Source organism: Butyricicoccus porcorum, assembly GCF_002157465.1.
Lineage (GTDB): Bacteria > Bacillota > Clostridia > Oscillospirales > Butyricicoccaceae > Butyricicoccus_A > Butyricicoccus_A porcorum.
In genome coordinates, this window is sequence record NZ_NHOC01000002.1 from 265,718 (window position 1) to 287,285 (window position 21,568).

A 21,568-nucleotide genomic window follows, 5' to 3' on the forward strand; every position below is an offset into this window, starting at 1 on the left:
TAAGCTACATATGGCATCAACATTGCCGGATAGTAGCATTCAGCCGGTGTTTGGTAATCAAGTGCAGAATGGGCGCCGCTCAAAGTTGTAGATGTAGATATACTGTCCGATAGCAGCTCTTGCTTCCCTGATGTTGTTGTACTGTGTCAGATAGGCTTCCTCATACTTGAAGCTGCGGAACCAGCGTTCAATCATGATGTTGTCTGCCCAGCGACTTTTTCCATCCATACTCTACGGATGCCGTTTTCCTTTACAAAGTCAATGTATTGCTGACTTGTAAACTGACAACCCTGATCTGAATTCAGGATTTGAGGTTTTGCCACTTTGAAAGCTTTTTTCAGGGCACTGATAACCATTCTGGTATCAAGTGTGTCATCCACTTCCCAGCCGACAATACAACGGCTATACCAGTCGATCACGGCTGTCAGATACAGAAATCCGCGCTTGATCGGGATATATGTAATGTCAATAGACCATGCTTGATTTGGCTTGTCTATGACCGCATTACGAAGAAGATATGGACATACTTTCGCCTGCTGCATTCGCTTGGAAAGATTCATCTTTGGATAGATCGGGTAAATATCCATCTCATTCATGTAGCGTCTTGCCTTGCGGCGCCCAACCWGGTAACCAYGGGCTTTTAACTGTGCAGACATTTGTCTTGCGCCCCAAGTGGGATTATCTGTATGGAGATGATCAATGATCTCTTTGCAGGCCAGTTCCTCATCTGAAATAGGGGCGCACTTGTAATAAATGCTTGTACGGTTGATGTCAAGCAACCTGGCACCAACGGAAGCCGGAATTTCCTTAGTCGTCAAAAGGTTTTGGACTAAACTTACTCTCGTAGTCAGGTCCACAAATTTCTTCAGATTTTTTTTGAGCCAGTCAACCTGCATGGTTAACTGACCAACCTTTTTGGCATACTCCGCTTTCTCTTTTCGCTCTTCGGCAAGCTTTTCTTTGAGGTTTTCCTCGCGCTTGTCGTCGAACACAACCGAAGCATTGTTCAGGAACTCCTTTTTCCAGTTACGGAGCAGATTTGGTTGGATGCTATTTTCAGCTGCCAGGGTATTGAGATCTTTCTCACCCTTAAGCAGCTCAATTACAAGGTTTGATTTGAATTTGGCACTAAAACTTCTTCTCTGTCTGGACATGATAATGGCTCCTTTCTTACATACTGGTTTAAGTATATCAGATTCATTAAAATCTGTCCGAAAAAGTGTCTTAATTTATGAGACCATTATAGTCCGCCAGAGCATGAGCCGGAAAGGCAACTGTCTGGACAACGCAGTGATAGAGAATTTCTTTGGATTGCTCAAGAGCGAACTTCTATATTTACAGGAGTTTCAATCTATGGAACACTTCAAGCAGGAACTAATTGAATATCTGGATTACTACAACAACCGCAGGATTAAGGCAAGACGAAAGGGCTTACCGCCTGCAATTCACAGACAGCAAGCCCTTTCGGCTGCTTGAACAATTTGCCTTAGAAATATTTGGGGAGCGCTGTTGCGTTTGGCTCGTTTGGCTTATGATGCAAACAGTCCGAAGTACAGCAGGACGACGATACCCAGCACAATGCGGTACCAGCCGAACACTTTGAAATCGTGTTTGCGGATGTAATTCATCAGGAATCGGATACAGAACAGGGAAACGACAAAGGCCGTGACCATGCCGACAATCATGACACCGACCTGTGCGGCGGTGTAGTTCAGGCCATATTTGAGAACCTTCAGTCCGCTCGCACCCAGCATAACCGGAATAGCGAGGAAGAATGAAAATTCAGCGGCGACCGGACGCGCACAACCGAGGAAAACCGCACCGAGGATGGTCGAGCCAGAACGCGAGGTGCCCGGAATCAGGGACAGCGTCTGGAAGACGCCGATGAGCAGCGCCTTGCGGTAAGACAGCGATTCGAGCGAAGTCGTTGTCGGGGTGTGGTGTGTGCTTTCGAGGACGATAAACAGAATACCGTAAACAATCAGTGCAATTGCGATGACCAGCGGGCCATACAGCAGATCGTGAATCAGATCGTCAAACAGGATGCCGATGACGCCTGCCGGGATGCAGCCGATGATGACTTTTTTCCACAGTGTCCATGTACTTTTCTTTTCCGCCGGTGATTTTTTGGCGGAAAACGGATTGAGCTTGTCGAAGTACAGCACCAGTACGGCGAGAATAGAGCCGAACTGGATGACGACGAAGAACATGTCGGTAAATTCCTTCGGGAAGTCCAGCTGAAGGAATTCATCGAACAGCAGCATATGTCCGGTCGAGGAGACCGGCAGCCACTCGGTAATGCCCTGGACAATACCGAGAACAAATGATTTGATGAGTTCGATAAACATAACTGTCTCCTTTGTGTGTTCAAAAAAACGATTGGTATCAGTATACCGTATCTGTTTGCAAAAGTAAAGGCTGTGGCTTGCAGGATGGCAGAAAATATGGCATACTGATACACAGAAGCCGGAAAAGGAGGGAAACGGATGGATTTAAAGCACAGATTGCTACAGGAATCATTTGGCTATGCGTCGTTCCGTCCGGGACAGCAGAAGCTGATTGATGCGATGCTCGCGGGACGCGATGTGCTCGGTGTTATGCCGACCGGCGCGGGCAAATCCATCTGTTACCAGATTGCCGGCATGCTTTTGCCGGGCGTGACACTGGTGGTTTCTCCACTGATTTCTTTGATGCAGGATCAGGTTGCGGCACTGCGCCGGGTCGGGCTTTCCGCCTGCCTGCTCAACAGCGCACAGACACCGGAGGAGCGCAGGCTGGCAATCCGGCAGGCTGCCATGGGGCGCTGCAAGCTGATTTATGTCGCACCGGAACGGCTGATGCAGCCGGATTTTGCCCAGCTGGTCAACCACCTGCCCATCGGCATGGTTACGGTAGATGAAGCGCACTGTATTTCGCAGTGGGGACATGATTTTCGTCCGAGCTATCGGAAGATACCGGAGTTTATCCGAAGCCTGCCCAGACGGCCGGTCATTTCCGCCTTTACCGCAACGGCGACAGCGCAGGTGCGTGAGGATATTGCGCAGGCACTGGGGCTGCATGCACCGGAACGGCTGGTGACCAGCTTTGACCGTCCGAACCTGCATTATGAGGTGCGGCGTGTTTATGACCGTGAAGCACAAATGGTACGGTTTATTGCAGAACAGGACGGTTCATCGGGGATTGTCTACTGCCTGACGCGCAAAAAGACGGAGGAGATGGCACGTTATCTGTGTGATAACGGCATTCGGGCGGCGGCATATCACGCAGGTATGGAGCCGATGGCACGGCGGGCAGTACAACAGAATTTTGTCGGTGGCAGCATTCCTGTCATCGTCGCAACCAATGCGTTTGGCATGGGCATTGATAAGCCGGATGTGCGCTTTGTGGTGCATTATGGCATGCCGCGCGACATCGAGAGCTATTATCAGGAGGCGGGACGCGCCGGGCGGGATGGCGCATCGGCACGCTGCCTGCTGCTGTTCGACGAGTCGGACATTGCATTGCATGAATATTTGATTGGGCTCGATCCGGAGAACCCCGCATTGACCGACGAGGAGGTCGAATGGCTCAAAAAGCGCAGACTGGAACGACTGTCCCAGATGAAACGATACGTGTTTACAGATCAGTGCCTGCGGCAGCATATCCTGCGGTATTTTGGACAGGAGGCACCGGACTTTTGTGGGCAGTGCGGCAACTGTGAGGCCTCCAGCATTGAAAAGGATGTCACGGTAGACGCACAGAAAATCCTGTCGTGCGTCTACCGCACAAAGGAGCAGTGCGGCGCAGACATGCTTTGCCGTATTTTGCGCGGTTGTGCGGATGTGGATATCTGCGCGGCCGGGTATGATGCGCTGTCTACCTATGGCATTCTGCGCGATGCTGAGCCGGAGGACATTGCAGCGGTCATCAGTCACCTCATCAGCCGCGGATATTTGATACGGCAGGAAAATCCCCATATTCGCCTGCGGCTGAGTGCGGGGGCAAAAAATGTGCTGTTTCACGGCGAAAAAGTGAGGATGCGCGTGCGTGTCTCGCAGAAGGAGGCGCGGCTGGCGCGTGCATCCAGCCAGTCTGAGCGGCCTGAGCTGTCACGCGAGCTGCGCAAATACCGGCAGAAATCAGCGGCACGGCATGGCATTCCACCGCACAGTGTCTTTTCCGACCGGACACTGGAGGCACTGGTGCACGCATTGCCGCAGACAGAGGATGAGGTGCAGGCGGTTGCAGGTGCAGACGGCAGGGCAAAAAAAGAGTCGAAAGCAATCCTGCGTGTCATTCAAAAATATTGTTCTGTATATTTTTCAGAAAAAGAATGAAATCTTTGGATCGTTGTGGTATACTAACAGAGAAGATTTCAGATAATGCGGGGTGAATAACCATGAACAGAGGTCTGAGTATTGCGACCCTTTCCCTTGGCGCATTGATTACTATGCTGGGAACAGCAATTGTAGCAGTCAGCGTGGCAAGCATGGGCCATTCGAAGATGGAATTTTAATCAAATACGAAATAAATGCAGCAATGGAGCGGATGCGATAGGTATCCGTTCTATTTTTTTGCCATTTTGGAGGAAATAACTATGAATCGACCAGCAATTATTGGCATTGTACCGCTCTATGACAAGCAGCGCAAAAGTCTTTGGATGGTTCCCGGCTATATGGAGGGAATTGTGCAGGCGGGCGGTCTGCCTGTTATTTTTCCACTGACATGCGACAGAGAGAAGCTGGAGCAGCTGCTCGACCGTGTGGACGGTGTGCTGTTTACCGGAGGTCAGGATGTGGATCCTGCGCGCTATGGACAGCAGATGCAGGACAGTTGTGGAGAAATCTGCCGCAAACGTGACGAGATGGAATGGGAGCTGCTGCGCCTGTGCCGCGTGCGCCGCAAACCTGCTTATGGTATCTGTCGCGGCATTCAGCTGTTCAATGCCGCACTGGGCGGCACACTGTATCAGCATATTCCGGACGAGCTTCCGAGCGAGGTGGAGCACCATATGACTCCGCCGTATGACCGCGCGGTGCATCCGGTTACGGTCGATGAGGACAGCATGCTGTATCGGATTCTCGGCAAATCCAGCCTGCGCGTTAACAGCTATCATCATCAGGGTGTACGCGACCTGTCCCCGGTGCTGACGGCCTGCGCATGGGCACCGGATGGGCTGGTAGAAGCCGTAGAGGACAGAAAGCAGCCGTTTTTCCTTGCAACTCAGTGGCACCCGGAATTTTCGTGGGAAAAGGATGCGAGCAGCCGTCGGATTTTTCAGGCATTTGTTGATGCCTGCCGCCAGACCGCAAGAAAGTCGTTGGGTTATTCGACTGTTTGTGATATACTATAATTATTACAGACAGTGGAGGGAAGGATATGAAAATTCAGCGCATTCGGCTGATTTATTTCAGTGCGACGGGCACGACACAGAAGGTGCTGCGCTGTATGGGCGAAACACTGGCACAGGAGCTGGGGGCTGCGGTGCAGGAGGACGATTTTACGCTTCCGGCGGCGCGGGAGCAGACGGTAGCATGTATGCCGGATGAACTCGCGCTGGTCGGCACGCCGGTATATGCCGGGCGCGTGCCGAATGTGTTGCTGCCCTATCTGAAGGGACAGCTCACGGGCAGCGGAGCACCCGCCGTTCCGATTGTACTGTTCGGCAACCGGAATTATGACGATGCGCTGATTGAGCTGCGCGATTTGCTGGAGGCAGCCGGTTTCCGTACAGTGGGTGGCGCGGCCTTTGTCGGAGAGCATTCGTTCTCGGATATACTGGCGGCGGGGCGCCCGGATGCGGCGGATTTGAAGCGCGCAGAGGAATTTGCACACGCGCTTGCGCATAAAGTGCGGACACTGGAATGTGTGCCGGAGCAGCCGGTTCCTGTGAACGGACAGACTCCGATCCGACCGTATTACACGCCGCGCGACCGGCAGGGCAATCCGGTCAATATTCTCAAGGTAAAGCCAAAGGTGAATGACCGGTGTGATGCCTGCGGCCTGTGCACGGAGGTTTGCCCGATGGGTTCCATTGACCGCACAGATGTGCGAAAGTATACCGGAATCTGCATTAAATGCGGCGCGTGCATCAAAAAATGTCCGCAGCAGGCACGGTACTATGATGACGCCGGTTATCTGTACCACCAGCATGAGCTGGAGGAGGGGTATACCCGCCGGGCAGAGATCGAACTGTTTTTATAAAATCGGATATAGCATGACAATCCCCGGCAAACAGCGCCGGGGATTGCTTTTTCTTTGAGACTTTACATACATTTTACGTTGGGGTCGGTGGGAATCTGCTATAATAAGAAATGAGATTAAGATTTTTTCAAAGACGGAGGAAACTATGGACAATCTGTCGATTTACGTGGTAGAGGACGACGAGAGCATCCGCACGATGGTAGTATATGCGCTGAACGGAAGCGGTTATGTGGCGAGAGGGTTCTCAGACAGCCGGGCTTTTTTTCAGGCAGTAGATGAAAAAGCCCCCGATCTCGTGCTGCTGGACATCATGTTGCCAGGTGAGGATGGGCTTTCCATCCTGAAGCGCCTGCGCAGCACGCCAAAGACAGCACGCATTCCCGCCATTATGCTGACGGCGAAATCTACGGAAATGGATAAGGTGCGCGGGCTGGATATGGGTGCAGACGACTATGTGGCAAAGCCGTTCGGCATTCTGGAGCTGCTGTCGCGCATTCGCGCCGTGGCGCGCCGCACGGTGGAATCCGGCAGACAGACTGCGGAAGAGGGAAACGGTATCTTTGAATACCAGAATATCCGTGTCGATGAAGCGAGCCATATCGTCACAGTGGATGGCGCGGAGGTCATGCTGACGCGCAAGGAATTCAAACTGCTGTGCGACCTCATGCGCAATCAGGGGCGTGTGCTGACGCGCGACCAGATTATGGAACAGGTATGGGGCTTTGATTATGGCGGCGCAACGCGCACAGTAGACATTCATATCAATACATTGCGGAAAAAGCTGGGCGATGACGGCACGATGATTCAGACCGTGCGCGGCGTAGGCTATAAGATCGGAAAATGAGTAACAATAAACAGCAATTTAATACACAGATGAAAAAACGTATTTACTGGGTACTGCTGCTGCTCAGTGCGGTTGGCGTTGTCAGTGCCTGCATCCTGACACTGACAGTTGCCATGCAGTATTCCATGCGGCAGGCAGAGCAGATGATCTGCGATCTGACGGATACCATCAGCGAGTCATATTCCTACATGACACAGGATGAGTATACGAAGATGCTCGCACATCTGCCGGATAATACACGTGCCACGCTCATCACACAGGACGGCACAGTGCTTTATGATTCCGATGCGGCTGCATCGGAGATGGAAAATCACCTCGGCCGCCCGGAAATTCAGCAGGCAATGCAGGATGGCAAGGGCGAGGATATCCGGCAATCCGCCACAATGAATACATCCACGTATTATTATGCAGTCAGTCTGCCGGATGGCTGTGTCCTGCGCCTGTCGCGCAGCTATGCCAGCATCCGCAGTATGGTTTTGAATACCATTCCGGGCATTGCCGTGATTTTGATTGTGCTGTTCGGACTGGCGCTCTTCCTGTCGCGCAGGCTGACAAAGTGGATGATCCGCCCGGTCGAGCGGGCGGCACGCGCATTGGATCACGACGAGGAGAGCGGCGCGACCTATGATGAACTGACGCCGTTTGTCTCGCACATCCGGGCGCAGGATCAGCAGATCAATGACCAGAAAGCAACACTGGAGCAGGAGCGTGAAACACTCGGCATCATCACGAACAGTATGCGCGAGGGTCTGCTGTTGATATCGAAGGATAAAAATGTCGTATCCATCAATCCGAGTGCCATTCATATGCTGACCGGCCGGAAGGCAGATGTATATGAATTCCAGGGACACAATTACCTGATTGTCAACCGTACACGCGAGATGCACGAATGTGTCACTGCGGCGCTGGAAGGCAACAGCCGCGATGCGGTATTCTCGATGTACGGGAAAATTTATCACGTCTATGCCAGCCCGATGATCCGGCTGGCGGAGGTGCAGGGCGTTGTTGTCATTGTACTGGACGAGACCCAGCAGCGTCTTGCCGAACGCAGCCGCCGGGAATTTTCCGCAAATGTCTCACATGAGCTGAAAACACCGCTGACTTCGATTTCCGGCTATGCCGAGATGATGGAAAATGGCATGGTTTCCAGCATGGATGATATCCGCACGTTTTCCGGCAGCATCCACAAGGAGGCGCTGCGGTTAATTGCATTGATTGAAGATATCATCCGCCTGTCGCGCATTGAGGAATCGCCCAGACAGGCAGATGAAATGGAATCGGTTGATCTGAACGAGCTGTGTGCGGCCGTTTTGGAATCTCTCGATCCGGTCGCGAAGAAAGCGAAGGTATGCCTGCATCTGGACGGCTCTGTGCCGCCAATTTCCGGCGCAGAGGCCATGCTCAGTGAAATGGTGTATAACCTGTGCGAGAATGCCATCAAATATAACCGCCCGGACGGCGATGTTTGGGTTACGCTCACCGATGATGACGGCGAGATCGAGCTGAAGGTGAAAGACACTGGCATCGGCATTCCGGAGGAGTCGCAAGTGCGTGTTTTTGAGCGCTTTTACCGCGTGGATAAAAGCCGTTCCAAGCAAATCGGCGGCACAGGCCTCGGTCTCTCCATCGTCAAGCATGTGGTGGAATACCACCTCGGACGTGTAGAGCTGGACAGCACATTGGGAGTCGGAACAGAAATCCGTGTCTGGCTGCCTAAATAACAGATGACAGCAAAAGAAAAGAGCGAACAGTTTTCCTGCGACAGGGAATCGTTCCCTCCTGTCCCGTCCCGGTATTGGTCTGCCGGGGCGGGATTTTTTGTTGAAATTCGTGAGGGGATATGCTATCCTGTCGAACAGGAAAACTTTGTTTTTCAGCGCGTCGTCCTGCCCTGCGGTAGGCGGTTATTCCCACCGAACCTTTACAGAGGGGAGGTGGTGCGAAATGGTTACTTATGAAGGGTTATTTCTTCTTCTGACGTTTCTTGTCGCATTTGCCGATCTGATTATTCAGATATGCAAAAGAAAATGACCGCCATCCTTCCAAAGACATGCGGTCAAATTCTTTTGACAATGTTTAGGGGATAACCGTCTACAGGCGGCGCGCCCTTTTTCTATCTTTAGTATACCCGTTTCGCGCGCGCTTGTCAATTCCTCCCGGCTTCGATTTCCTCCGGCGGGATGCTGCGTGCAAGGCTGTGGTTTTTATAGGTGCTGTCATTCGTAACCTCACGAAGAACAATCAGATAGGGTGGAAAGATAACATGCTGTTCCGGGGTGTTCAGCTGAACCTCGAGAATTGCCTGATGCTTCCAGAATGGGTACACATCAATTTCAAAGTATAGGTTGTTTTCTGTCAGGCAGTAGCGGTTTTTGCGGATCTGCCGCAGAGAGGTATCTGCATCCATGAGCAGGCTCAGATATTCATCCTTGGTAATGCGCTGCTCTGTTTCAATGCGCTTGCCGTTTGCGACGGTCTTCTTGGCTGTTTTGATGTAGATATAGCTGCCATCCCGTCCGCGCTGGCGGATGCGTAGCTCTACATTGCTGTCACTGCTGATGAGATAAGTCTGGATGATTTCTACCTTTTTGCAGTTCGGCATGCGTTCCAGATGTTCGAGGTCAGGCATGCGGATGAGAAATTTGCTCTCAATTTCATATGGGTCGGGTTCACCCAGAAACTGTGTGATTTCATTGACCAGCCGTTTCATTTTGGTGTTAAAATCGGTGGAATTGTCGATAACACGCAGGTATGGATGCCCCGTCCAGCAGGAAATCAGCTTTTGATCCATCGCAATCGCCTGTTCCGGCGTTTCGGTGCGCGCCTGATTGTTGGCGAGCGTATAGAATTTGGTTGCGCCCTGTGCCGCCGTAACGAGATGAAACACTGCATCATAGTTGTCGCGGAACGAGATCTCGCTGCCGCCCAGCTCACGGCACAGAGATTGGAACTCCTCATCAGTCATATAGGCTTTGTTGTCCAGAATGCCGCGGTCAGCGACAATCAGGATTTTTTCGTCATCCATGTTGCGCGCTGCCATTTCAAACACGCGTTCCTTCTGGATTTGCAGCGAAACCAGCGCCTTCTGGAATTCATAGTTTGAGCTGACCGTCCACGGCGCGACACCGCCCAAAATCAGTTCGGACGCGGTTTCCGGAATGAACAGCACCTTATAGCCGCGTTTGGACAGGTTGCTTTCAATCCAGGTCATGGCAGTGGATTTGCCGCCGCACGGGCCGCCGGTGATAACGATTTTCGTGATAGATTTCATATGAGGATATCCCTCCCGTGGTGCAGGTTTCCATACGTTCAGTATAGCGATTCCGGCAGAAGAAGTCAACGCGGGCAAAGAAAATCCACTGCACGCAGGCAGTGGATTGAAGACAATGTGCAGGCTACAGTTGGAGCTGGTCGAGGGCATTTTGCAGTGTTTCAGCCGAGCGGTGCAGCTGCTGCATTTCGTCGGGACTGAGCGGGATATCCAGAACGGTTTCGACGCCGCCGCGTCCGACAACGCATGGCAGACCGATGCAGACCTTGCCGAGCCCGTAATGCCCTTCGGCATAACAGGAGATGGGGAGTACGCTGTGCTCGCCGCGCATGATGCAGGTGGCAATGCGCAGCACGGACATGGCAATGCCGTAGTAGGTTGCACCCTTGCCCTCGATAATTTCATAGGCGGCATGGCGCACGGACTCGAACAGACCGGAAAAATCATCTGAAAGTCCGCGCCCGATGCAGTAATCGTCCAGATCAATGCCGGAAATATTCGCACTCGACCATACGGCAAGCTCACTGTCGCCGTGCTCACCGATGACGAAAGCGTGTACATTTCTGCCATCTACGCCGAGCTTTTGACCGAGCAGAAATTTCAGGCGGGCGGTATCCAGCACGGTGCCTGTGCCGATGACGCGTTCAGAGGGAAAGCCGGAGATACGCAGTGCAATGCCGGTCAGCAGATCAACCGGATTGGAGACAATCAGGAGGATCGCATCCGGACAGACGCGCGTGATCTCTGTGATGATCGAGCGCATGACAGCGGCGTTGCGTGTCAGCAGGTCAAGACGGCTCTCGCCGGGCCGCTGTCCGACGCCCGCAGCGATGATGACCATGGCGGCGTCCTTCAGGTCATCATAATCGCCGTCCATGACGCGGCACGGTTGAGAAAATGAAACACCGTGGCTGATATCCATCGCCTCGCCATGTGCACGCTTCTGGTTCATATCAATGAGGACAAGCTCGGAGAACAGGCCGTGTGTGGCGAGTGTATAGGCTGCCGCTGCCCCCACGCTGCCGCAGCCGATGATGCCACATTTTCGGGAATTTGTCAAAATTCACACTTCCTTCATAAAAAATTGATGCATATGTGTTTTCATAGTTTTTCCAATGTGGTATGATGTATGCATGGGTTTTGTGCGTGAATATAGCGAAAAAACCCAATTGATGAAATTTTCAGAAGAGAGTTGATCTGCACACAATGAAACGAAGAATGGTTTATCCTGATGTCCTGCGTGCGCTCAGCTGTATCGCGGTCGTTTTCCTCAGTGTATCCATGGCGGCGGGCAGCACGGCGCTGAGTGGATTGCTGACATGGGCGGTTCCGCTGTTTGTTATGCTCAGCGGTATGTTTTTCCTCGACGGCAGCTGGTACATCAGTCCGCGTGATATGGCGCGGAAATATGCCATGCGGCTGCTGGCTTCGTACATCGTCTGGTTTGTTGTCGCGGCGGTCGTCAATCAGGCCACCGGCGGCGTGCTCCAAGGCATTTTGAGCGGACAGGGACTGTATTTGAACTTCCTGTTTGTCATGATTATCCTGTATGCCATTTCCCCGGTTCTGCGCGTATTTACACGCGCGGCACAGCCGAAGGAATTACAGTTTGTCGTTATCTTTGGCTATCTGATTGGATGTGTGTACCCGTTTTTCCAGATCCTGCTGGGCACGACCCATCTGGCAGATTACGCAATGCTGGGCTTTGGCCTGATCGCTGTGTTTGTCACAGGCTGGTATTTGCGCAGCGCGATGTTCACGCGCAGGCAGCTGCGCGTCATTTACTTGCTCGGTGGCATCTGTCTGCTGCTGACGTTGCGCGGCTTCTGGTTTGGCTCGACGGCGTTCACCACCGATCCGGCAATGATGATTGTTTCGCCTGACGCGGTGCTCATCGCCATGGCGCTGTTCCTGGTTGTCAAGAATACGCTGTCCGGTATGCGCCTGTCGCGCAGGGTGTTGCGCCCGATTGCAGCGCTGTCTCAGCTCAGCTTTGGCATTTACCTGATTCATCCGATTCTGCTGGCAGTTCTCTGCTATATGCTCAACCGCGCAGGCGTTGTCCTTCCGGCAGGCGTGTTCATTCCGGTCGCGGCAATCGGCCTTCTGATTGTGTCAGGTGCGCTGGCGTATCTCATCCGGAAAATTCCGAAAATCGGAAAATATCTCGCATAATACAGGCGGTTCGGCGTATGCCGAACCGTCATTTTTTGTTTCAGGTAACGCCTGAATGAAAAGAAAAATGGATCATTTGAGACTTGCATATCCGTATTGACTGTGATAGAATGCATTGAAAAGAAAAAATGTGGAGATACCGGAGCTTTTCCGGTAAAAAAGATGTGTATGAATTATTCAGATTATTTCATTTTGATGATGGAAATCCTGGGAACGGTATCTTTCGCGTCTTCCGGTGCTATGCTGGCGATCCAGCGGCGGATGGATGTCTTTGGTGTGACAATACTGGGAGTAACGACAGCAGTTGGCGGAGGGGTTATCCGGGATCTGATTCTCGGAATAACTCCTCCTTCTATGTTTCGTGATTTCAAGTATGCCCTCATGGCAATCGTGACTTCTCTCGTGATTTTTACATTGATGTGCCTGCGCAGACAGCTTTTCTCCGGGAACTTTCTGATCTGGTACGATAAGGTGATGAACCTTTTTGACACGGTGGGACTCGGTGTTTTCACGGTTGTGGGCATGAACACGGCCGTTCAGACAGGCTATGGCGACAACTATTTTCTTCTGTGCTTCGTAGGCGTCGTGACCGGCGTGGGAGGCGGCATGATGCGTGATATCATGACCGGAACAATGCCATATATTTTTGTGAAGCATATCTATGCTGTAGCTTCTCTGGCAGGTGCACTGGTATTTGTGCTGTTTTATCGGCATGTCCCGGAAATTGTCGGGATGCTCCTGGGAGCCGGAACGGTCATTGCCATCCGAATTCTGGCAGCACATTACCGATGGAACCTGCCGCGGGTGTCATAACTGTCTGGTTGTTTTGCTTTGCAAGCATGCAGGAATATGATATACTAAATATATCTGCAACAGCAAACAATGGGAGGAAATTGTATGGATTTACAGACACGCATTCCGATTTGCAACGGGACATCCATCCCGTGCGTCGGCTTTGGTACATGGAAGACGCCCAACGATGAGGCGGCTGCGTCGGTCGCAGAAGCCTTGCGCGTGGGTTATCGCCACATCGATACAGCGACAGCTTACGGAAATGAAGCAGGTGTGGGCAAGGCGATTGCGGAGTCCGGCATTCCGCGTGAGGAAATCTTCCTCACCAGTAAGCTGTGGAACCCACATCAGGGCTACCAGAGCACGCTGGACGCATTTGAACGCTCGCTGGAAAAGTTACAGACCGATTATCTCGACCTGTATCTGATTCACTGGCCGCATGACCGCAAGTATTTCGACAATTGGGAAGAGAAAAACATCGAGACCTGGCGCGCATTTGAGAAGCTGTATCACGATGGTCGCATCAAGGCAATTGGCATCAGCAATTTCCGTCCGCGTCATCTGGAGAATCTGTTCAACAATTGTGAGATTAAGCCGATGGTTGACCAGATTGAAATTCATCCGGGCATGGCACAGGACGATATGCTTGCCTACTGCCGTGAACACGACATGGTCGTGGAGGGTTGGAGCCCGATGGCAACCGGACGCATTTTCTCCGTCCCGGAGGTACAGGAGCTGGCGGCGAAATATAACCGCACCGTCGCACAGGTTGTCCTGCGCTGGCATGTCCAGCGCGGCGTTATCCCGCTGCCGAAATCCGTCACGCCGTCACGCATTGCGGAAAACAGCAGGATTTTTGATTTTGAACTGGAGCCGCAGGACATGGCGCGGATCAGTGCACTGACGGATTGCGGCTGGTCTGGCCTGAATCCGGACAATCTGGTGTATTGAGCACCGCAAGAATCTGTAAACAGGACGGGTTGCCCACCTTTTTCCATTGGGAAGAGGTGGGCATTTTGCCTATAAAAGGCAGTTCAAAACATGGAAACATGGTATCAATGCGGATTGATTCTTTTACTGCAAGGGAATATACTGGGTGAGGTTTTACAGATTACGGGAAAACGAGGGAAATTTATTATGACACAGGTTATCAGGCGCCGCGTTTGCCCGCATGCACTGTCACAGAGACTGTTCCTGCTGTGCGCTGCGACGTATATTATCGGATTGTTTGGACGCCTCAGTTATTCAGCCGTCATGGTTGATCTGATTTCATCCGGCAGCATGGACAAGACGCAGGCGGGATTGGTCGGTACGGCACTGTTTATTGTGTACGGTGTCTGCCAGATTTTCAGCGGCCTGATCGGCGACCACATCAGCCCGAAAAAGCTGGTGTTTACCGGCGTGCTCGGTTCGGCTGTCATCAATCTGGGCATGGGGCTGACGGGAACCTATGGTGTAATGGTTGTACTGTGGTCGCTCAATGGCGTGTTCCAGTCGCTCATCTGGTCTCCGGTTGCGCGCATCTTTGCGGAACAGCTGCCGCCAGACCAGCGCAAACGCGCGTGCAGCAATGCGGCGGCAACCTATCCGCTGGCGACAGTGCTGACCTATCTGCTTGCTTCGGTCATGCTTGCATTTTTGGGCTGGCGCAGTGTGTTTTTGATTTCCGGTATTGTCATGGTGGCTGCTGCTGCATTCTGGTTTGTGCGCATGAGTTGGTTTGAGCGCACGATTGCAGAGCACGGTGAAATGGAAACCATTGAGCTGCATCATCAGGCGAACAGCAAGCAGAAGGACGGACTGATTCATCTGATGATTGTGTCGGGCATTCTGCTCGCTTCCATCTCTTCCATGACGCACGGCATGCTGCGTGACGGCATTCAGACCTGGCTGCCGTCGCTGATGACGGAGAACTTCCACTTCGGCACCTCGGCTTCGGTCGCGCTGGATATCATTCTTCCGCTGGTCAATATTTCGGGCGTCTTTATCACCAAGGCAATTGCGAAAAATCATATTAAAAATGAGCTGAAGGGTTCAGCGGGATTCTTTGCCGTCACGATTGTGGCGCTGTCGCTGCTCGGGTTTGTGTGTGACAGCAGTGCAGTCGCATCGCTGCTGCTGCTGACCGTTGCAAGCACCTGCATGGTTGGCGCGAACATCATGCTGGTCAATCTGATGCCGATTCATTTCGGTGCAATTGGACGTGCGTCCTCAGTCACTGGCATTCTCAACTGTGCGGCTTATGTCGGCTCGGCACTGTCCAGCTTCGGTATTGGTGCCGTTGCGGACAGCTTTGGCTGGACGTCCGCCATCTGGGTCTGGGTTGCATTTTCTCTGCTCGCGCTGCTCGCGGCACTGAGCGGCTCCGGCAGATGGGGACGTTATGCGCGCTCCATTGGCTAAAAGAAACAGGCGTATCCAAATTTGGATACGCCTGTTTGCGTCTAAGGGGATTATTTCCGTTCGACACGGCGGTCAACGTGGTCGACAATATAGGCAATAGCCTGGTCTCCGGAGATATTACATGCAGTACCGAAGCTGTCCTGCGAGAAATGCAGCGAGATAATCAGCTGTTGCATCGGTTCGGTGAAGCCGAGCATGGAGGAAATCAGACCGAGTGCTGCCATGACACCGCCGCCCGGGACACCGGGGGCTGCGACCATTGTGATGCCCAGCATAAGGATGAATGGGATAAACATGGACAGGGTCGGCGTGATGCCGTTTGCCAGCAGGATTCCCATCGAGCCGAGCACAAGGCAGATGGTGTCACCCGCGAGGTGGATAGTCGCACATAGTGGGATGACAAAATCCGCAATATAATTGCGCACGCCGTTTTTCTTCGTGCAGTCCAGATTGACCGGGATGGTTGAGGCAGAGGACTGTGTGCCAAGTGCGGTGAAATATGCCGGGGCAAGATTTTTGATGCCTTTGAACTTGTTGTCGCGGCAAATCAGGGAAGCGGTCAGATGCTGGAGTGCAATATAAATCCACTGGCAGACCAGAATCAGGATGAACAGCTTGATAAACACCTGAATGGTGGACAGAAGTTCTCCCTCAGCGGCAATTTTGCAGAACAGGCCGGCGATATAAAACGGGATCAGTGGGATGATGATTTTGTTCAGTGCCAGCGTGATGATGTCCTGTAGATCGCGGATGCATCCGAGCAGGGTTGTACTCTTGCTGTTCGCAATGCCAAGGCCGAGCAGAAACGCGAGAATCAGCGCCGTCATGACACCGCAGACCGGTTCTGCTTCAATCGTGAACAGTGTTTCAAATGCAGCGGAGTCGGTTGCGCTGTCTGTAATTTCACTGATGAGATTCGGCAGGATGGCTTTGCCTGTGCAGTATGCCAGAAGACCGGAGATAACGGTCGAACCATAGGCGAGCAGCAGCGTGATGCCGAACAGACGATTTGCCTTTTTGCCGAGATCAGCCAGACCAATCGAGACGAATGAGATAATCAGCAGTGGGATGATAAAATTCAAAAATGTACTGAACAATGTGGTAAAGGTGGCGAACAGACGCACCATCCCCACAAAGGCAGGGTTGTCCTGCATATGAAGCAGGTCTCCCAGTGAGCCGAGCAGCATGCCACAGACAATGCCGAGTAGAAGCCGGGAGAGCAAGCCGAGCTTGTGTTTTTTCATGGGTTCCTCCTGGTTGTATAAATTAGACAAATCTATTTTAGTACAAATGCGGAAAATCTGCAAGATATAACAAAAGAAAGTCCAAAATCGATCAGACTTGTACGGCATTCTGATGGATTTTGGACAAAATGATGGGTGAGTTTGTGCCTTGTACAGTCTTATACTGTGATATCGAACGACTGGAAGTATTTTTTCAGCTTGCGAAGCAGGCTGTTTGCCGTGCGCAGATGGCGCTGTGCTTCCTTCCGCATTTCACCGACGATATCGTCCTGATCGAGAATGGTATTGAGATAGTCGCGCTCTTTTTCAACAAGGTCGCTGACCTGGAGCAGGTCTGCGGATTTGAAAGCGTTGTTTTCGAGCAGGAACTGATCCTGAATTTCATCGAGTTTTTTGATGTAGGTGGTCAGCTCGATGCGCTCGTCCTTACTGTACTTGTTTTCGTTCAAATCCCGCTCTATGTCCTCGATTTGCAGCTGGAGTGCAGAGATGCAGAATTCCAGCTCTTCCGCGGTAAAAGAGGAACCGATGGTATCCATAAAATATCAACTCCTTTGGGTGCTGTCATTTTACCATGAAACGGCACATACGGCAAGAGGCAGGAAATATCGATGTGCGGCCGGGAATTGCTCTTGACAAATACAGTGTGTTATGTAATACTATTGAATATGGTTATGAAAACTATTTTGTGCGAGGGACGGACGATGATAGAGAAAAAGACGGCAATTCTTGTGGATTCGGGTTGCGATGTTCCGCAGTCATTTGTAAAACAATATCAGATCAGGGTGCTTCCGCTGCGTGTCTCCTACGAGACAGAGAGTCTTGTGGACAGCGTGGAGCTTGCTTCTGAGGTTTATCGGCGTTTCCCGCAGGAAATCCCGCATACCTCTACGCCGGTTATGCAGGATTTTTATAATGTAGTCGAAGAGCTCAAGACAGAGGGATATGAAAATGTGCTCGGCGTGTTCATTTCGAGCAACCTGAGCAGCACCTGCCAGACGGCAAAGATGGTGCTGGACGAGCACCCGGAGCTCAATTCCTTCGTGCTGGATACCAAAAATATTTCCATTGGCGCGGGATTGCTCGCCATGTGGGCAGCAGTTCAGTTGGAACAGGGTGTTTCGTTCGAGGAGGTATGTCAAAAGCTCCCGGCGAAGGTCGCGGATTCCAAGGTCTTTTTCTACATGGACACATTGGAGTACCTGCGCAAGGGCGGACGCATCGGCGCGGTGACGTCGGTTGTCGGCAGTCTGCTCAAGATCAAACCGATCATCTCGTGCAATGAAGAGGGCATTTATTATACAGTAGAAAAAATCCGCGGCGCGAAGGCGGGCGTCAGCAAGCTGATTGAGCATGCAGCTGCAAAGGCTGGAAACGGGTCGGCATGGCTGGCACTGATGAACGGCGCAGCTGCGGAGACCGCGGCACAGGTGAAACCGAAAATGCAGGAGGCAATTCCGAAGGGAAAGCTCATGGCGGAAAGCCAGATTGCAGCTTCATTGGCGGTACATACCGGTCCTGGACTGCTCGGCATTGGTGTACTCGCCAACCCGTAAACACCATTGTCTGACAGACAGAGGGCGCGCGAAAGCGTGCCCTTTTTGTACGCTGCCGGATATATGCGCGGCAGTGGAGGAACCGACTGACATGACAGAGGAAATGTATGATTATCAGACTATATCAGTCATCCGATTGTGCGCAATGGTTTTATCAGACTGTCCTATTACGGCAAAGCCGTTTTTTCTGAGCCGGGGATACCGTCTGGTCAGAGAACAGCAGATGATCCGCGACGAAATTGTTTTGACCAATGTTATGATGGAAAAACAGCGTTGATTTGTCGGTTAGCAAAAAAGAGTGAAAAACAAGGCTGCTTTTCACTCTTTTTGTTTTCTGCTATGTCACATTTCTGCGCAAAGAATCTATACTGTTTACAGCTCCAGTCCAAGCGGTTCGACCGCGCGCGCCAGAATGCCGTGGATATACGAAATCAGAATACCATAGTTGGTCATCGGAATGCCGCAGTCCTCTGCATAGGCGAGGCGGTATTTCATCTCGCGCTCATTGAGCATGCAGGCACCGCAGTGGATGATGAGCTTGTACGGTGAGAGATCATCCGGGAATGCGCCGCCGCTTGTGAAATGATAATCGAATTTTTTGCCGGTGTACTGCTCAATCCAGCGCGGCAGCTTGACCGTGCCGATGTCGTCACACTGGCGGTGATGGGTGCAGCCTTCCGAGATCAGGATGGAATCGCCTTCCTGAAGAGTATCCAATGCCTTGACACCACGGACTGCCTGCTCCAGACGGCCCTTGTAGCGCGCGAACAGGATGGAGAATGATGTCAGTGGGACTTCCTCCGGCGTATCTCTGGAAACGGACGCAAACGCCTGGCTGTCAGTAATGACCATGCGCGGCGGCTGGCCGAGCTTTGCGAGTGTTTCGGCGAGCTCTGTTTCTCGACAGACAACAGAGGTTGCACCTGCTTCCAGGATATCGCGGATGGTCTGCTGCTGCGGCAGGATCAGGCGGCCCTTGGGGGCAGCGGAGTCAATCGGCACGACGAGCACGACAAAATCGTTCGGCGCGATCAGATCCGCGACGATGCGCCGCCCGCTGTCGCCTGACGGAACAAGGTGTGCGATTTTCTCTTTGAGCTCATAGATGCCCGTGCCGTCTGCCGCGCTGACATAACGCACTTCCTCGGTGTCCGCAGGGACAGAAGCCAGAAGGTCGCATTTGTTCATAGCGACGACATGCGGGATGTTTTTTGCCGTCAGGCGCGCGAGCAGCTGTTCATGCGCTTTTGTCTGCCCTTCGGCGGCATCGACAACAACGACAGCAAGGTCACATTTGTTCATCACCTGCATTGCCTTGCGCACGCGTTGAGCGCCCAGCTCGCCCTCGTCATCCAGTCCCGGCGTGTCGATCATGACAACCGGGCCGAGCGGGAGCAGCTCCATTGCCTTGGAAACCGGGTCAGTCGTTGTACCCGCGATGTCGGATACAATCGCGAGATCCTGACCGGTCAGGGCGTTGATTAAGCTGGATTTTCCGGCATTTCGCTTGCCAAAAATACCGATATGTACGCGTTCAGCCGAAGGAGTGGCATTCAGTCCCATTGTAATCACCTCGTAATTTCAAGTTTTCTCTATTATACAACGGAATGACTGGGCCGTAAAGATCGGATTATCGGAGGCGCTGCTGTGCGAGAGAGCCGTAACGCAGCCTGAACGCAGCATTTGCACGGCGCAGACGATATCTCGGACGGACAAACAGTCCGCCAAATGTACCATATTTTACTCCCAAATTGTGCTGTTGTTTCAATTGCTTTCACCCATAGTATCATATCCAAAATTCCGCCGAATATTCCGGAAGTATTTTGCGCACACTGTCTGCGGGTGATATAGCGTGAAACAAACGGAAAAAACAGCGATTCTGGTTTCTTTCGGCTGCTGGGGTTATCCGCTGCTGGAATATCTCTGGCGGGGATGGTCGCATTGGTCGATGGCACTGGCGGGCGGTGTGTGCTTCGGTCTGCTCGGACGAATTTCGGACAGGCTGCGAGGGAAAAGTCTGCCGGTGCGCTGTGCAGCGGGTTCGGCGGCAATTACGGGTGTCGAATTTCTCTTCGGCTGCGTGTTCAATCTCGGGCTGGGCATGCATGTCTGGGACTATTCCGGCGAGCTGTTCAACATTGCAGGACAGGTGTGTGCGCGGTACAGTGTACTTTGGTTTTTCCTCAGTGCGCCGCTGATGGGATTGGCCGATCTGCTTGTTGTGCGCGGAAGTAAACCGAATACACGCGCGCTTTCCTCTTGCAACCGGGAGAAAATCAGCATATAATGACAGGCAGAAACAACGAAGGGATGAGACAGCATGCTGCTTGCAATCAATGCACAAAATTCGGCCATTGCCCTCGGCTGCTTTGACGAGGACGGACACCTGCGCGCGGTGGCGCGCATTGCGGCGGAGGCAACCCATACGGCAGACCAGTATGCCTGCCAGATCGACAGTGTGCTGCACCTGCGCGGCTATTCGTCGACGGAGATTTACGGTGCAGTGCTCTGTTCGGTCGTACCGTCGCTCAACGCTGTGCTGCACGATGCGGTGAAGATTTTGTGCGGTTGTGAGGTGGTGAGCGTGTCTTCCGGTGTCAAAACCGGGTTGAGCATTCAGACAGAAAATCCGCGTGCACTGGGCAGCGACCTCGTGTGCGTGGCGGTGGAAGCGGCGGCACAGAACCGTCTGCCCGCGCTTGTTGTGGATATGAACACAGCAACAACATTCACTGCGCTGGACAGCCGCGGCGTGCTGGTTGGCTCGGTGATTGCGCCCGGCGTGCGCACCGGACTGGAGGCGCTGCGTGAAAAGGCAGCACAGCTGCCGTCCATCAGCCTGACGTTGCCGGAAAACCGTTTGCTCGGCAAAAATACGGTCGATGCGATGGCATCCGGCGTGCTCAACGGCGCGGCAAGTATGGTCGATGGTATGATTGGCAGATGCCGCGAACAACTGGGCGACAGCCTGACTGTATATCTGACCGGTATGGACGCACCACTTATCGCGGGGCGCATGCGGGAACAGGTGCGGTGCATGGATGACATGGTGCTGTACGGATTGCATCGAATTTGGCTTAAAAATCGCAAAAAATAACAA

21 protein-coding genes and 1 pseudogene are annotated in these 21,568 nt (G+C 52.5%); 14 read left to right on the forward strand and 8 right to left on the reverse strand.

The window, feature by feature from the left end; all coding sequences use genetic code 11:
- Window positions 1–57: 57 nt before the first annotated feature.
- Window positions 58–195 (reverse strand): IS3 family transposase, encoded by a 138-nt coding sequence (locus tag CBW42_RS14915; protein WP_242969763.1) that lies wholly within the window; start codon window positions 193–195, stop codon window positions 58–60.
- Entirely contained in the window at window positions 192–1,154 is a 963-nt protein-coding gene (locus CBW42_RS14310) for an IS3 family transposase (RefSeq protein ID WP_242969764.1), read from the reverse strand. The genes CBW42_RS14915 and CBW42_RS14310 overlap by 4 nt, the downstream gene beginning before the upstream one ends.
- A 97-nt stretch (window positions 1,155–1,251) precedes the next feature.
- Here CBW42_RS14310 and CBW42_RS02670 point away from each other — a divergent pair.
- Window positions 1,252–1,476, forward strand: a pseudogene (locus CBW42_RS02670) (IS3 family transposase); the annotation flags it as partial.
- A gap of 53 nt (window positions 1,477–1,529) precedes the next feature.
- On the opposite strand, the gene CBW42_RS02675 reads toward CBW42_RS02670, so the two are convergent.
- Window positions 1,530–2,348: an undecaprenyl-diphosphate phosphatase gene (locus CBW42_RS02675; protein WP_087017488.1), complete on the reverse strand. Its 819-nt coding sequence runs from the start codon at window positions 2,346–2,348 to the stop codon at window positions 1,530–1,532.
- Between the two features lie 138 nt (window positions 2,349–2,486).
- Between CBW42_RS02675 and recQ the strand changes: the two genes are divergently transcribed.
- From recQ to CBW42_RS02700, 5 genes are all read left to right on the forward strand, one after another.
- Window positions 2,487–4,316, forward strand: a complete 1,830-nt coding sequence (recQ, locus tag CBW42_RS02680) for a DNA helicase RecQ (RefSeq protein WP_087017490.1) — start codon at window positions 2,487–2,489, stop codon at window positions 4,314–4,316.
- A 260-nt stretch (window positions 4,317–4,576) separates the two neighbouring features.
- Window positions 4,577–5,332, forward strand: a complete 756-nt coding sequence (locus tag CBW42_RS02685; RefSeq protein WP_087017492.1) for a gamma-glutamyl-gamma-aminobutyrate hydrolase family protein — start codon at window positions 4,577–4,579, stop codon at window positions 5,330–5,332.
- A gap of 26 nt (window positions 5,333–5,358) precedes the next feature.
- Window positions 5,359–6,183, forward strand: a complete 825-nt coding sequence (locus CBW42_RS02690) for an EFR1 family ferrodoxin (protein WP_087017494.1) — start codon at window positions 5,359–5,361, stop codon at window positions 6,181–6,183.
- 145 nt (window positions 6,184–6,328) lie between these two features.
- The gene (locus CBW42_RS02695) at window positions 6,329–7,027 is read left to right on the forward strand and encodes a response regulator transcription factor (RefSeq protein WP_087017496.1); all 699 of its coding nucleotides are present in this window, start codon (window positions 6,329–6,331) and stop codon (window positions 7,025–7,027) included.
- The gene (locus CBW42_RS02700) at window positions 7,024–8,748 is read left to right on the forward strand and encodes a sensor histidine kinase (RefSeq protein WP_087017498.1); all 1,725 of its coding nucleotides are present in this window, start codon (window positions 7,024–7,026) and stop codon (window positions 8,746–8,748) included. Before CBW42_RS02695 ends, CBW42_RS02700 begins: the two co-directional genes overlap by 4 nt.
- A gap of 425 nt (window positions 8,749–9,173) precedes the next feature.
- Here the strand turns inward: CBW42_RS02700 and CBW42_RS02705 are convergent, their stop codons facing one another.
- Window positions 9,174–10,298 (reverse strand): AAA family ATPase, encoded by a 1,125-nt coding sequence (locus tag CBW42_RS02705; protein WP_087017500.1) that lies wholly within the window; start codon window positions 10,296–10,298, stop codon window positions 9,174–9,176.
- Window positions 10,299–10,422: 124 nt separating this feature from the next.
- Window positions 10,423–11,358, reverse strand: a complete 936-nt coding sequence (locus CBW42_RS02710; RefSeq protein ID WP_087017502.1) for an L-lactate dehydrogenase — start codon at window positions 11,356–11,358, stop codon at window positions 10,423–10,425.
- A 146-nt stretch (window positions 11,359–11,504) separates the two neighbouring features.
- Between CBW42_RS02710 and CBW42_RS02715 the strand changes: the two genes are divergently transcribed.
- The 4 genes from CBW42_RS02715 to CBW42_RS02730 all read left to right on the forward strand — a co-directional run bounded on the left by CBW42_RS02715 (window position 11,505) and on the right by CBW42_RS02730 (window position 15,668).
- On the forward strand, window positions 11,505–12,473 hold the full coding sequence (locus CBW42_RS02715) for an acyltransferase (RefSeq protein ID WP_087017504.1): 969 nt from the start codon (window positions 11,505–11,507) through the stop codon (window positions 12,471–12,473).
- Window positions 12,474–12,641: 168 nt separating this feature from the next.
- Window positions 12,642–13,286 carry a trimeric intracellular cation channel family protein gene (locus CBW42_RS02720; RefSeq protein WP_087017506.1) on the forward strand — a complete coding sequence of 215 codons (645 nt, stop codon included), beginning with the start codon at window positions 12,642–12,644 and terminating at the stop codon, window positions 13,284–13,286.
- An 84-nt stretch (window positions 13,287–13,370) separates the two neighbouring features.
- On the forward strand, window positions 13,371–14,216 hold the full coding sequence (locus CBW42_RS02725; RefSeq protein ID WP_087017508.1) for an aldo/keto reductase: 846 nt from the start codon (window positions 13,371–13,373) through the stop codon (window positions 14,214–14,216).
- Window positions 14,217–14,402: 186 nt separating this feature from the next.
- A complete protein-coding gene (locus tag CBW42_RS02730) occupies window positions 14,403–15,668 on the forward strand; it encodes an MFS transporter (RefSeq protein ID WP_165761022.1) in 1,266 nt (421 codons plus the stop codon).
- Between the two features lie 50 nt (window positions 15,669–15,718).
- Here CBW42_RS02730 and CBW42_RS02735 read toward each other — a convergent pair whose 3' ends face one another.
- Window positions 15,719–16,912, reverse strand: a complete 1,194-nt coding sequence (locus CBW42_RS02735) for a dicarboxylate/amino acid:cation symporter (RefSeq protein ID WP_087017512.1) — start codon at window positions 16,910–16,912, stop codon at window positions 15,719–15,721.
- A 158-nt stretch (window positions 16,913–17,070) separates the two neighbouring features.
- Window positions 17,071–17,451 (reverse strand): hypothetical protein, encoded by a 381-nt coding sequence (locus CBW42_RS02740; RefSeq protein ID WP_087017514.1) that lies wholly within the window; start codon window positions 17,449–17,451, stop codon window positions 17,071–17,073.
- A 165-nt stretch (window positions 17,452–17,616) separates the two neighbouring features.
- Between CBW42_RS02740 and CBW42_RS02745 the strand changes: the two genes are divergently transcribed.
- Together CBW42_RS02745 and CBW42_RS02750 are read left to right on the forward strand one after the other, a co-directional pair.
- On the forward strand, window positions 17,617–18,468 hold the full coding sequence (locus CBW42_RS02745; protein ID WP_242969765.1) for a DegV family protein: 852 nt from the start codon (window positions 17,617–17,619) through the stop codon (window positions 18,466–18,468).
- Window positions 18,469–18,559: 91 nt separating this feature from the next.
- A complete protein-coding gene (locus CBW42_RS02750; RefSeq protein ID WP_087017517.1) occupies window positions 18,560–18,745 on the forward strand; it encodes a GNAT family protein in 186 nt (61 codons plus the stop codon).
- A gap of 95 nt (window positions 18,746–18,840) precedes the next feature.
- On the opposite strand, the gene hydF is transcribed toward CBW42_RS02750, so the two are convergent.
- Window positions 18,841–20,031: a [FeFe] hydrogenase H-cluster maturation GTPase HydF gene (gene hydF / locus CBW42_RS02755; RefSeq protein WP_087017519.1), complete on the reverse strand. Its 1,191-nt coding sequence runs from the start codon at window positions 20,029–20,031 to the stop codon at window positions 18,841–18,843.
- Window positions 20,032–20,320: 289 nt separating this feature from the next.
- Here hydF and CBW42_RS02760 point away from each other — a divergent pair, with 289 nt between their 5' ends.
- Both CBW42_RS02760 and CBW42_RS02765 read left to right on the forward strand, forming a co-directional pair.
- A complete protein-coding gene (locus CBW42_RS02760) occupies window positions 20,321–20,755 on the forward strand; it encodes a putative ABC transporter permease (protein ID WP_242969766.1) in 435 nt (144 codons plus the stop codon).
- A gap of 33 nt (window positions 20,756–20,788) precedes the next feature.
- Window positions 20,789–21,565, forward strand: coding sequence for a type III pantothenate kinase (locus CBW42_RS02765; RefSeq protein ID WP_087017521.1), 777 nt, complete (start codon window positions 20,789–20,791; stop codon window positions 21,563–21,565).
- Window positions 21,566–21,568: the final 3 nt, after the last annotated feature.